At 39.5% G+C, this 12,622-nt stretch carries 15 protein-coding genes; 11 read left to right on the forward strand and 4 right to left on the reverse strand.

Annotation, left to right across the window (positions count from 1 at the left end):
- The first annotated feature begins 36 nt into the window (after positions 1-36).
- The 4 genes from B3H30_RS15005 to B3H30_RS15020 are packed head-to-tail and all read left to right on the forward strand — an operon-like array spanning position 37 to position 2,927.
- Positions 37-1,056 carry a methionine ABC transporter ATP-binding protein gene (locus B3H30_RS15005; RefSeq protein WP_112376361.1) on the forward strand — a complete coding sequence of 340 codons (1,020 nt, stop codon included), beginning with the start codon at positions 37-39 and terminating at the stop codon, positions 1,054-1,056.
- On the forward strand, positions 1,049-1,702 hold the full coding sequence (gene metI, locus B3H30_RS15010) for a methionine ABC transporter permease MetI (protein ID WP_046672885.1): 654 nt from the start codon (positions 1,049-1,051) through the stop codon (positions 1,700-1,702). The genes B3H30_RS15005 and metI overlap by 8 nt, the downstream gene beginning before the upstream one ends.
- Before the next feature lie 15 nt (positions 1,703-1,717).
- On the forward strand, positions 1,718-2,530 hold the full coding sequence (metQ, locus tag B3H30_RS15015) for a methionine ABC transporter substrate-binding lipoprotein MetQ (protein WP_070561115.1): 813 nt from the start codon (positions 1,718-1,720) through the stop codon (positions 2,528-2,530).
- A complete protein-coding gene (locus B3H30_RS15020) occupies positions 2,508-2,927 on the forward strand; it encodes a YchJ family protein (RefSeq protein ID WP_070561116.1) in 420 nt (139 codons plus the stop codon). Before metQ ends, B3H30_RS15020 begins: the two co-directional genes overlap by 23 nt.
- Before the next feature lie 203 nt (positions 2,928-3,130).
- On the opposite strand, the gene B3H30_RS15025 is transcribed toward B3H30_RS15020, so the two are convergent.
- Together B3H30_RS15025 and B3H30_RS15030 are read right to left on the reverse strand one after the other, a co-directional pair.
- On the reverse strand, positions 3,131-4,567 hold the full coding sequence (locus tag B3H30_RS15025) for a dicarboxylate/amino acid:cation symporter (RefSeq protein WP_070561117.1): 1,437 nt from the start codon (positions 4,565-4,567) through the stop codon (positions 3,131-3,133).
- 175 nt (positions 4,568-4,742) lie between these two features.
- Complete coding sequence (locus B3H30_RS15030; protein ID WP_046672889.1) at positions 4,743-5,093, reverse strand: 4Fe-4S dicluster domain-containing protein; 351 nt, start codon at positions 5,091-5,093, stop codon at positions 4,743-4,745.
- Positions 5,094-5,249: 156 nt separating this feature from the next.
- Between B3H30_RS15030 and B3H30_RS15035 the strand changes: the two genes are divergently transcribed.
- The 6 genes from B3H30_RS15035 (at position 5,250) to B3H30_RS15060 (ending at position 9,978) form a co-directional block, all read left to right on the forward strand.
- A complete protein-coding gene (locus B3H30_RS15035; RefSeq protein ID WP_070561118.1) occupies positions 5,250-6,263 on the forward strand; it encodes an acyl-CoA reductase in 1,014 nt (337 codons plus the stop codon).
- A 55-nt stretch (positions 6,264-6,318) separates the two neighbouring features.
- Positions 6,319-6,522 (forward strand): fructose-6-phosphate aldolase, encoded by a 204-nt coding sequence (locus B3H30_RS15040; protein WP_070561119.1) that lies wholly within the window; start codon positions 6,319-6,321, stop codon positions 6,520-6,522.
- A gap of 5 nt (positions 6,523-6,527) precedes the next feature.
- A complete protein-coding gene (locus tag B3H30_RS15045) occupies positions 6,528-7,208 on the forward strand; it encodes a cell division ATP-binding protein FtsE (RefSeq protein ID WP_070561120.1) in 681 nt (226 codons plus the stop codon).
- 151 nt (positions 7,209-7,359) lie between these two features.
- Positions 7,360-7,911: a nucleotide exchange factor GrpE gene (locus B3H30_RS15050; RefSeq protein WP_070561121.1), complete on the forward strand. Its 552-nt coding sequence runs from the start codon at positions 7,360-7,362 to the stop codon at positions 7,909-7,911.
- A gap of 10 nt (positions 7,912-7,921) precedes the next feature.
- Positions 7,922-9,076, forward strand: a complete 1,155-nt coding sequence (gene dnaJ, locus B3H30_RS15055) for a molecular chaperone DnaJ (protein WP_046672894.1) — start codon at positions 7,922-7,924, stop codon at positions 9,074-9,076.
- 314 nt (positions 9,077-9,390) lie between these two features.
- The gene (locus tag B3H30_RS15060) at positions 9,391-9,978 is read left to right on the forward strand and encodes a porin family protein (RefSeq protein ID WP_046672895.1); all 588 of its coding nucleotides are present in this window, start codon (positions 9,391-9,393) and stop codon (positions 9,976-9,978) included.
- A 66-nt stretch (positions 9,979-10,044) separates the two neighbouring features.
- Here the strand turns inward: B3H30_RS15060 and B3H30_RS15065 are convergent, their stop codons facing one another.
- Entirely contained in the window at positions 10,045-10,818 is a 774-nt protein-coding gene (locus tag B3H30_RS15065; RefSeq protein WP_070561122.1) for a C40 family peptidase, read from the reverse strand.
- A gap of 73 nt (positions 10,819-10,891) precedes the next feature.
- Between B3H30_RS15065 and B3H30_RS15070 the strand changes: the two genes are divergently transcribed.
- Positions 10,892-11,365, forward strand: a complete 474-nt coding sequence (locus B3H30_RS15070) for a universal stress protein (protein ID WP_046672897.1) — start codon at positions 10,892-10,894, stop codon at positions 11,363-11,365.
- A 77-nt stretch (positions 11,366-11,442) separates the two neighbouring features.
- Here the strand turns inward: B3H30_RS15070 and B3H30_RS15075 are convergent, their stop codons facing one another.
- On the reverse strand, positions 11,443-12,618 hold the full coding sequence (locus B3H30_RS15075; RefSeq protein ID WP_070561123.1) for an RsmB/NOP family class I SAM-dependent RNA methyltransferase: 1,176 nt from the start codon (positions 12,616-12,618) through the stop codon (positions 11,443-11,445).
- Positions 12,619-12,622 lie beyond the last annotated feature (4 nt).

Here is a 12,622-nt window from a genome sequence, read left to right on the forward strand (position 1 = left end):
TTGTCCAACTAAAATTGCTAAATCCCTACAGGGTCAATGATTCAACTAAACAACATATCCAAATCTTTTGCGGTAAAAGCGACACGTATTGATGCTTTAAAAGACGTCTCACTGTCTATTGCAAAAGGTGAAATTTTTGGTGTAATAGGCGCTTCCGGAGCGGGTAAAAGTACTTTGATTCGTTGCGTCAACCTTTTGGAAAGGCCAGACAGTGGTCAGGTAATTATAGAAAACAACGACTTGATGTCGCTGCCTGCCAGTGATCTTATGTTAAAAAGAAGGAAAATTGGTATGATTTTCCAACACTTCAATTTGCTATCATCACGAACAGTTTATGGAAACATATCCTTCCCGCTCGAACTTGAGGGCAAATCTAAAGAATTTATCAGCGGAAAAGTGTTGGAGCTATTACGTTTGGTTGGGTTGGAAGACAAAGCCGACGTGTACCCTGCAAATCTTTCAGGAGGCCAAAAACAACGCGTTGCCATCGCGCGTGCATTAGCCAATGATCCTTACATTCTACTTTGCGATGAGGCTACAAGTGCCTTAGACCCAGCAACCACAAAATCTATCCTCAAACTGCTAAAAAAAATCAATAAGCAGCTTGATCTTACGATATTATTGATTACGCACGAGATGGATGTCATAAAAAGTATTTGCGATCAGGTTGCCGTATTAGACCACGGAAAATTGATTGAAACTGGTCCGGTAGAATCAATATTCGCCAATCCTCAGGAAACAACAACCAAAAACTTTATTCAGTCTTCACTTGAAGTTGAAATTCCACTAAGTTTTCAGGAACGCTTGAAAAGCGCTGGAAACCCACTCGTAGAAATCTATCTAACTTCAAATGAAGAATCCATCCCATTTATACAACATTTGGAACAACAATTTCAAGTCAAGACAAATATCATCACCGCTCAAATAGATTATATTGGCGAAATGAAATTTGGTGTTATATTAGCCGAACTATCGGGTGAAAAAGAAAATGTTATGCATAGTCTATCTTTCTTAAAAGAAAAGCATTCACAAACTAAAATCTTAGGCTATGTCTGATCAGGTATTTAATCTTCTGCTATCGGGTACTTTAGAAACCCTAACCATGACTTTCTTATCAGGTTTCTTTGGTTTTGTACTGGGTCTTCCACTCGGGATTTACCTGTTCTTGACCCGCAAACATCAACTGCTTGAAAACAAAGCCATGCACCAACTTGTTTCATTGCTAGTGAATGTGTTTAGGTCTATCCCCTTTATTATACTTATCGTATGGATGATTCCGTTTACACGCAACCTTGTCGGAACATCTATTGGTATGGCCGCAGCATTGGTTCCCTTGAGTATAGGTGCAGCTCCCTTTATTGCAAGACTTGTGGAAAATAGTCTTCTAGAAATTCCAAATGGCCTGATTGAGGCTTCAAGAGCAATGGGAGCAAATGCCCAACAGGTAATTTTCAAAGTTTTACTTCCTGAGGCTCTCCCCTCGCTGGTAAACAATGCAACAATTACGTTGATCACACTTGTTGGATACTCCGCGATGGGTGGCGCTGTAGGTGCCGGTGGACTTGGACAGATTGGTTATCAGTATGGTTATGTCGGATATGATACTTTTATCATGAATTCTGTTCTAATTTTATTAATTTTAATCGTATTCCTGTTACAGTATACAGGAGACTACATCTCAAAAAAAGTAAACCATCGTTAACATAAATTATATCATATGAAAAAATTGAACTATGCATTTGCGATCTTAGCCTTCAGTCTCGTATCGATTGTGGCATGCAACAACAGCGAAAAGAAAGAGAATACCCTTAAAGTCGGTGTGGTATCCGGACCAGAAAAGGAGCTTGCAGAAACGGCTAAGAAGGTTGCAAAAGAAAAGTTCAATCTTGATGTGGAGTTGGTAGCTTTCAACGACTATGTTGTGCCCAATGAAGCCCTAAATCAAGGAGATATCGATGTAAATGTATTTCAGCATCAGCCTTATTTACAGGAACAATCCAAACAACGCGGTTTTACAAAGTTAACCATCGTCGGAAACACATTTGTATTTCCGATCGTTGCCTATTCTAAAAAAATAAAAAGCATCACCGAGTTACAGCCTGGCGCCAGTATTGCCATCCCCAATGATCCTACCAATGGTGGCCGCTCACTTTTACTTCTCCAACGCGAGGGCATTATCGGCTTAAAAGAAAATGTAGGCATACAGCCTAAAGTAACAGATATAGTAAGCAACCCTAAGCAGGTTAAAATCATTGAGATGGAGGCACCACAGTTGCCGCGCGTTCTGGATGATCCTCAGGTTACAATTGCCATCATCAACAATAGTTTCGCCGCTCAGGCTGGGTTGGATCCCGAAAAACAAGGCTTATTCACAGAAGACAAAGAATCACCTTACGTTAATCTGATTGTTGCCCGTTCGGATAATAAAAACGATGAAAAGGTGCAGCAGTTTATTCAAGCGTATCAGTCACCTGAAGTGGAAGCTACCGCAAAAAAAGTCTTCAAGAATGGCGCCATTAAAGGCTGGTAAAATTTTTAAAATACAAGTGATAGCATCAGATCAATTATGCCCCTGTGGCTCTGGCAATACCTTTGGAGAATGCTGCCAACAAATTCATCGTTTCCATGCCAAAGCAACCACAGCAGAGGCATTGATGCGTGCACGTTATAGTGCTTTTGTGACACAACAGATCGATTTCCTATACGATACATTTCACCCCTCAACACGACGGTTCCAAAATAAACAGGCCATTGGGCAATGGGCGCGGGACAATAAATGGATGCAACTCGCGATCCTGAAATCTACACTCCATACGGTCGAGTTTGAAGCACATTATCTGGATCCACAGATGGAAGTTCATATTCACCATGAAAAGTCTACCTTCAAAAAACAAGGTGATTTATGGTACTACGTTGACGGGCGCTGATATAAATAGTTTGCTTGCAAGCCATTGGAAAGCATACCAGACTATCAACAACAGCTTGCAAGCAGCTTTCCGTTCCATAAAAATTCTCTTCTATGAAATAAAATGTGGTTTCAACTAAGTCCTTATTTTTGCTCATAAAAAAGCAGTCTCAACGGGGATGTCAAGACTGCTTTTCTGCAACGAATATTCGTTAGTTATTTCTATTAGATCGCCTGTTCAGTATCTTCGCGATAAGGAGCTTCTTCATCAAACTCACCCTCCCATTTAGCAACAACAACGGTTGCCAAACAATTTCCGATCACATTTACAGAGGTACGCGCCATATCCATGAGTTCATCGATACCTAAAATGGCAGCAATGACAAATGTTGGTAAACCAAACTGATCCGCTGTCGCAATCAAAATAATTAATGAAGCTCTTGGGACAGCAGCAACACCTTTGGAGGTAATCATCAATGTAAATGCAATCATCAATTGATGTCCAAACGACAAATGGATACCAGCCGCCTGAGCGACAAAGATGGCAGCCAATGATAAATAGAGTGAAGTACCATCCAAGTTAAAACTATATCCTGTCGGAATGACAAACGAAACAATCTTACGTGGCACACCAAATTTCTCCATTGCGCTCATTGCTTTCGGTAATGCCGCATCTGAACTTGTAGTGGCAAATGCAATGGAAACAGGTTCCTTAATCGCATTTATAAAACGTTTCACAGGTATCTTTAAATACAAAGCTACAGGAAGCAATACCAAGCATAAAAAGCATACTAAAGCAAAATACAGCGTCGCTAAAAGCATGAAAAGATTCTTAAGGATATCGACACCGAGATGCCCCACAGTATAGGCCATGGCAGCACCAACCCCGATAGGCGCAAAGTACATAATCATGTTCGTAAACTTAAACATCGTTTCAGACATACTCTCGGTAAAATCAACCAAGGGTTTACGCTTTTTCTCATCGACCATTGCCAGGCCAATCCCGAACAAAATTGAAAATACAACAATCTGTAAAACTTGGTTATCCGCTACAGATTTGACAATATTTTCAGGAAACAAGTCGCGTATAAAAGAAGTGAACTTGTATACAGGATGCACATGGTCCGGAAGGGTTTTGAGGATATGCTCATCCATACTTTCCTTCGGCGCAGGGAGTTCTTCATGTGGCATATGTGCAACATCAACGCCCACTCCTGCTCGAGTCAGGTTTATAGCACCTAAACCAATAAAAATAGCACATGTCGTTGCGCAAAAGAAATAAAGCATCGATTTCCATGCCATACGTCCCACCTGTTTCAAATCAGAATGCCCTGCAATTCCATATACAAGCGTAGCAAAGAGAATCGGTCCCACAATCGTCTTGACTAACTTGATAAAACCTTTACTCAAAGGTTGCAGGGAAATCGCTAGATTTGGAAAATCCAACCCGACAAATATCCCCATAATCATACAGGTCAAAATCCAAGTGGTCAAATTTTTCTTAAAGAGCGCATTTACAACCAAAACGGTAGCAACTATCCAACGGACAGCCATTAGAAATTCATGCGAAAAGCCTACAACATCAAATTCGTATAATACAGCAATGATACAAGCTAATGTAACTGTGATTAGGGTTATCAACCCTATTTTGGTTTTTAACATTTAAAAGATTTTAATGGTCAAAAGAACAAAAATAAAAAAATACTATGCTTTTGCAAATATTATTATTCCAAATAGCCAAGATTCACAACAAAATATCGATTTCGCCAAAATAGAAAGGCACAAAAAAGGCAGGAAAATTTCTTATCCTGCCTTATATTTTAACGGAACACTAAATTTATTCCGCGTGTAACCAAGCTTTTTTCGCTAATAGCTCATCGTTCGATTCACGTACATCTTCGTCATCCACACAACAATCTACAGGGCAAACCGCTGCACATTGAGGCTCATCGTGGAAACCTACACATTCCGTACATTTATCTGAAACAATATAATAGACTTCATTAGAGATCGCTTCTTGAGACTCGTTGGCATCCAGTGTAACACCATCGCCAAAATCAATAACCCCATCCAAAGCCGTCCCATCTGAGAATTTCCAAGTTACACCAGCATCGTATATTGCATTATTTGGGCATTCCGGTTCGCAAGCACCACAGTTAATGCATTCGTCTGTAATTTTAATCGCCATTTATAACCTCACAATTATGATAAATAAACTATTTTTGCATTATCAATATGAAACAAAGTCTGATTGAACAATAAGGCTAGTTGATTCACGTTGATTAATGTTAACAGCACAAATATAATACAAATTTGTGTATTCATCTTTTAAAATTTTAATATTTTGACAAAGCAACAACGAATAAATGCATTTGTAAAATTAGGCGAGCGGCTGCAAGAGCGACCTGATGATTTGATTCAAATCATTCAATTCGCCCAACATAAAAACCCCTGGTATACGCCTCAAAATGTTGAACGTGCCATTCAAGCCATTGCTGCCAATTTGACAATAGAAAAGCTGAATCACTGGTTGGCTCCTTATCCAGATCTAAATTCAACGAAAATTGTAGGATTAATTCTGGCCGGCAACATCCCCTTGGTTGGCTTCCATGATATGCTATCGGTACTGATCAGTGGCTTTAGAGCCAAAATCAAAGTCTCATCGGACGACGCAGGATTGACAAGTTATGTGCTCCGCCTCCTTAAACAAATTGACCCGTCCTTTACCGATGCCTTTGAAATTGTTGACAAACTAAAAGATTTCGATCTGGTTATAGCAACAGGTTCCAACAATAGCTCGCGTTATTTTGACTATTATTTTGGAACCAAACCACATATTATTCGTCGCAATAGAAATAGTGTTGCCATCATCGGTGGACAAGAATCTCCCGACCAGCTTGAATCACTGGGACCCGACATCTTTGATTATTTTGGGTTAGGCTGTCGCTCTGTATCAAAGTTATTCATTCCAAAAGATTATCCAATAGCACACTTCTTCGAAGGTATCGCTGCGTTTAACAACGTGACGGAACATTTTAAATATAATAACAATTACGACTACAACAAATCCATCTATCTGATCAACGGCGACAAGCATTTTGATAATGGATTTTTATTGCTAAAGGAGGATGAGCGCACAGCTTCTCCCCTTGCTGTAGTTTATTATGAAACATACGAAACACTGGCTGAAGTTGAAAATAAACTCCAATTAGCGCAAGAAAATATCCAATGTGTTGTATCAGAAATAGCTTTAAATGTGCCCTCGCCAGTATTTCGTTTTGGAGAGAGCCAATGCCCTGCTTTGGATGATTTTGCTGACGGCGTGAATACATTGGATTTTTTATTCGCAAACCAATAAGCTTCCTTTAAATTCATAGTAAATAAATTGCATTAAAAATACTAACTTTGAAATTATGTATATCATTAAAGTAAAAGGTGTCGCCAAAATCCCTGATTATGTTCAATTAAGAGATGATGCCTTCACCTTGCTGGCATATTTTAGAGTCGACCGCCCAGATAAATCACTTGATAAGATTGGATTAGGAGAAAAGGCAGAATATATCATGCAACTGGTTAAAGAAATGCCTTTTGGGCAAATTAAAAAATTAGAATTTTAGCTTCCATGATTGAAAATAAAGTCATTACATTAAAAAACGTTGATATCTTCCAACAAAAACATTTGGTATTGTCCAATGTCAATTTAAACATTGGTAAAGGAGAGTTTATTTATCTTATCGGCCAGTCCGGCAGTGGAAAAAGTAGTTTACTAAAAATCATTTACGGCGATTTATACATCGGCAATGGTGAGGGAATGATTGCGGGCTTTGATCTTAAAAAGCTGCACGAAAATGATGTTCCCTACCTGCGTAGAAAATTGGGTATTGTATTCCAGGACTTCCATCTTTTATCCGATAGAAGCATCGAGAAAAACCTCGAATTTGCACTGAAAGCAACAGGCTGGAAAGATAAGAAAATGATCGATAGCCGGATATTGGATGTATTGGAAAAAGTTGGGCTTCGTTCCAAACTTAAGAAAATGCCACATGAGCTTTCTGGTGGTGAGCAACAACGCATTGTAATTGCCCGCGCATTACTAAATAATCCTGAAATTATTCTGGCAGATGAGCCGACCGGTAACTTAGATCCTGCGACATCAGAAGAAATCGTCTTATTATTGCGTGACATTGCCAATTCGGGAACGGCTATTTTAATGGCAACACACGATTATACCATTATCCGTAATATGCCATCCCGCATCATCAAAACTACTGATGGGGTATTACAGGACAATGTCAGTATCTAGACAGAAAACTGACATATAAAAATAAGATTCCGACAAATTGTTAGGCTTTTTTAATAAAATCTGACAAGCTGTCGGAATTTTATTGTTTGGCAAAAACTTTGACAAACGAAGCATAGAGTAAATTTTTGAATCTAATTTTAGCATTGAAGATATGAATGAGCAAGATAATTATTACGATGAAGGTCAAGATCCAGTAGAAACAAATTCTTCTGAACAACAGGAACAGCCTGCTGATAATATAGCAGAAGAACTGTCTACTGAAGAGAAATTGGCTGCAGAATTGGCAGAGGCAAAGGATAAATACATTCGTCTTTCTGCTGAATTTGACAATTATAGAAAACGTACAAGCAAAGAACGTGTTGAATTGATTCAATCAGCAGGAAAAGATGTCATCAGTAAGCTATTACCTACACTAGATGATTTTGACAGAGCGTTAACAGCCATGGAAACAGCGACAGATGTTGAATCTGTAAAAACAGGAATGGATATTGTTAACAACAAATTCAGACAAACGTTGTCGCAATTGGGGTTAAAGGAAATGGATACCACAGGCCAAGCCTTCGATCCTGAATTACAAGAAGCTATCACAGCAATTCCTGCACCCACAGCAGAATTAAAGAATAAAGTAGTTGACGTGATCGAAAAGGGGTACTACTTAGGTGACAAAGTGATCCGTCACGCAAAGGTAGTTATAGGTCAATAATATTAAGACGATGTCAAAAAGAGATTATTACGATATACTTGGTGTCTCGCGATCAGCGGACGAGAAGGAGATTAAATCAGCATATCGCAAATTAGCGATAAAATACCATCCGGATAAAAATCCTGGTGATCATGAAGCTGAAGAACAGTTTAAGGAAGCTGCTGAGGCATACGATATCTTGAGCAATCCACAAAAACGTCAACGTTATGACCAATTTGGCCATGCCGGTAATTCTGCAAGTGGTGGTTTTGGCGGTGGCGGCGGTATGAATATGGAAGACATATTCAGCCAATTTGGTGATATCTTTGGTGGAGGACATCCATTTGAAAGTTTCTTTGGCGGTGGCGGTGGCCAGCGTGGCGGCCGTCGGGTAGCTCGCGGAAGCAACTTACGCATAAAAGTTAAATTAACACTCGAAGAAATTGCCAAAGGCGTCGAGAAAAAGGTAAAGGTCAACAAACAAGTGGTCTGTCATTCTTGTGACGGATCTGGTGCTAAAGATAAATCTTCGTTCCATACCTGTAAAACCTGTGGCGGATCAGGATCAGTTCGAAGAGTAACAAATACCATCTTAGGACAAATGCAAACAACAAGCACTTGCCCTACGTGTAATGGTGAAGGTGTTGAAATCACAGCAAAATGTACAACTTGTAGAGGTGAAGGACTCGAACGCGGTGAGGAAACAATTGCGATCAATATTCCTGCGGGTGTAAGTGAAGGCATGCAACTTTCCATGAGTGGAAAAGGAAATGCTGCTCCGCGTGGCGGCGTCCCAGGAGATTTAATTATCCTGATCGAAGAAGTACCACACGAAAGTCTAAAACGCGATGGACTAAATGTAATCTATGATCTATACATTAATTTCGTAGATGCGACCTTAGGTACTAGCGTGGAAGTTCCTACAATAGATGGAAAAGCGAAGATCAAAATTGAGCCCGGTACACAAGGCGGTAAAATTTTACGGTTAAAAGGAAAAGGTATTCCCGAAGTCAACTCTTATCACAAAGGGGACCAACTTGTATACGTTAATATCTGGACACCAAAAGCTGTGTCTAACGAAGAAAAAGAATTATTGAACAAACTGAAAGAATCACCAAACTTTAAACCTCAACCAGGTAAAAGTGAAAAATCATTCTTCGAGCGAATCAAAGAATATTTCGATTAAAATCGGTCTTTCAAATACAAAAAAAAGCCATTTGTCCGCTGTTGACAAATGGCTTTTTTTTATCTTCTTACTTGAAATTGACAATTAAAAACAAAAAGTCAGGACAATATCATTATCGTTAAATAGAAACGATAAAAATAAAAATACACTAAATTTTAACGCGCTGAACCACTATCAATTACCATAATGGCAAAACATCTAGACAATCTAGTGACAAAAAATTAAAATAAGATTTCGATATTTGACTAACAAATTTAAAAAGTCAGGAAGTATTTACTGGCTTATTAGAACAAACTATTTTAAATAAAAAAGACATGAAAAAAGTTTTACTAACATTGACTGCCATTGCAGGTTTAACAATAGCAGCACAAGCGCAAACTGAACAAGGAAAAATTATGGTTGGTGGTCAACTTGGCTTCGAAACATCAAAAGTAAAAGATACTGATCATAAAAATAATTCATTCTCAATCAACCCAACAGTTGGTTACTTTGTAAGCGACAACTTGGCAATTGGTACTGGAATTGGTTACAACTGGGGAAAAACTGAAACAAGTAAAGATAATAGCGTTAAAAACGATGCTTTTCAGGTATCACCTTTCGCTAGAAAGTATTCTGCAAATGGCCCTGTAAGATTCTTTGCTCAATTGTCAGTTCCAATGGCGTGGGGTACAACCACAACTGAAGTAAATAACGTAGAGACAAAAAATAAATTCGAATCATATGGTGTGGAACTAGCACCAGGTTTAGCTTACTTCCCGACAAGCAAAATCGGTATCGAACTAAAAGTCAGAGGTTTATATTACAACTACAATAAAGATAAAACGAATGACGTTGCAGTAAATACATTTGGTCTGAATGTTAACTCATTAGCGCCAACTTTAGGTGTACAATTCCACTTCTAGTCAGTACGGAATTTAACAATAGGAAAGGCTATAATTACTTATAGCCTTTTTTTATGTCCTTCGCGATCATGTATACCGTTTAACAATCCGGAGTTTGTGTGTGTAACGGTTCTGTTCAGTATTAAAAATGCCCTCCGCATCCATCCGATCGACACGCACTTTCGCTGAAGCGTGGATAATCGTATCGCGATCCAGCATAATCCCTACATGGGTAATCCTTCCTTCGGCGTTATCGAAAAAAGCCAAATCCCCTACCCGTATTTCCGAAACAAAATCCACTGTCTGCCCCATCTCCGCCTGCTGGTAAGCATCGCGAGGTAAGGAAAGGTCAAAGCAACGATAAATCAATTGGGAGAAACCGGAGCAATCAATTCCCCATTGTGAACGTCCACCCCATAGATAAGGAACGTCATTATAACTTAAGGCCAATCGCACCACCTCGGTTTCAAATTGCTCTCTGGTAAAGGTATTGATACTACCTTGATACGTTAATGTCAATGGCGATAAATTGACGGTATTCCCTGTATTTAGATAAAGCTTGGTACCATGACAGAGCTGAAATTGTGTTGTATCGGTAAAAAGAACTCCACCCTCCCGTCCAACGATAGTAGGTTTTCCACTCAGATAATGTTGCCTATCCAAGTCGTTTAGTTCCTGAAACTGTCCGTTTTGAATCCAACCCAAATAGTCCGTTTCCAATAGACGTATTGAGGTCCAATCGGCCTGTTCATCAAGGATCTCAAAAAGTTCCCCAAACAATACCTGAGAAACCATTTCACTGCGGTGTGCCTGTTCTGAACGTAACGGAACGAGAGCTAGTGTACAAATACCATATTTCATGTGCTAAACAAAACAAAATCGTCAAAAATGTGATTATATATTATATGACGAAGATAAATTAATTATAGTAGAAATGGACAATACAAACTCAAAATTCAAAAGGATACTCGTCGCTGTCGACGACGAACCATGCTCAGAGAAGGCGATACTATATGCCAAAGAAATGGCCGCAGTATTTGGAGCCTCCATAGCGCTTGTCACTGTTGTTCCCCCTACTTCTCCGGCCAACTTTGGCGCGGATCCACTATTAGGTCAGCAACCTATCATTGTTCCGGAAGTATCGGAAATGGAACAGGATAATGCACAAAAATACCTTGAGAAAATAAGCCGCGAGTTTACAGGTGCAGGCGAAGTTTATCTTTTTAATCGAATCGGATCCATTAAAGAAGAAATTCTGGCGGCATCCCACGAGTGGTCCGCCGATCTTATTATTATGGGGACCAATGGACGGACTGGCTTTGACCATTTCATTTCTGGTTCCGTATCCGAGTCAGTCATTCGCAAATCAACTTGCCCTGTGCTCGTTATTCCCAGTAAATGTGACTGATACTAAATGATTTCTACATATAAAAGGCTATTTTTTCCAATGAAAAAATAGCCTTTTGCTTTTATTGCTTCTGAAAATTACCTTTTAATCAATCGCGCCACAAACATACTATCCGCTTTCTCTTCATAACCTTTCAAATAGTCCATGCGTTCGATTTCAAAACCAAAATTATCCACAATGTAATTGACAACATCTTCATTTTCCGCTTTAAAAATGGAGCAGGTTATATAAATCAAAGGCTTGCCCACTTTAACATGTCCTACTACATTACTTGCAATATTTTTTTGTAGTGCATTGAATTCGCCAATCTTAGCAGCCCGAAACTGTCTAATCATTTCTGGTGTACGCCCCCAAGTCCCCGATCCTGTACAAGGCGCATCCAATAACACCCCATCAAATCTTTCGCTCCCAAGAAGCGCAAAGGTATCCTTAGTAAGATCAAGTATTTTTTTTCGGTAATGCTTGATTCCAGCACGGTCAAAACGTTCATCGAGATTTCGGAGAATACTCATGCGAACATCGGATACCAAAAGATTGACAGTCGGACAAGCGTCCATCAATAAGAGAGATTTGCCACCTGAAGCTGCGCACGCATCCCACCAGGATTCCTTTTCAGCTGGATCCATATAATCCAACGTGCGCTGTGAAGAAAGATCCTGCACTTCTATCATTCCATCCAGCGTATCAAATCGCTGCAAGGATGTTCCATTATTCAAGGCAATAGTCTGATCGCCAATCATGGAATAAGGAATCTGATTGTTATCCAAAATAGCACACACGACTTTTGTCTTTCCGCGTTTCACCCGAATATATAAATAAGGCTGTATCAACTGGCTCTCTAAAAATTGTACCATGTCGATCTCATCAGAAATATGATCCGTAAATGGAAAGAGGTCATTCAGGTTAAAAACGCCTTCTGATTCCAGAAATGCAATTTTGTCCTTCAGTGGTAGATGGATCTTATCGCTGTACGAAGGCTCAAAAAGAGCCACCAAGGGGCTTTCGTGTTCACACAGGAATTCCGCAAGCACCAATCTACGCTGTTGTGACAGCTGCGAAGCTGCCGTTCCCAGACGAAAATAATTATAACATAAACGGGAAGTAGCCTTGCGATCGGATGATCCCATTTGCTTATTCAGCTTAAAAAAAGTAGTCAAATAACGCGAAAAGGGTTGATCCGCTTCAAAACCATCCATTGCCCGCTCAAAATTACGTATTTGCTGATGAACACGTCTTTCACTGAATTCCGCCATTCAA

Source organism: Sphingobacterium sp. UBA7038, from assembly GCF_002494055.1.
Classification (GTDB): domain Bacteria; phylum Bacteroidota; class Bacteroidia; order Sphingobacteriales; family Sphingobacteriaceae; genus Sphingobacterium; species Sphingobacterium multivorum.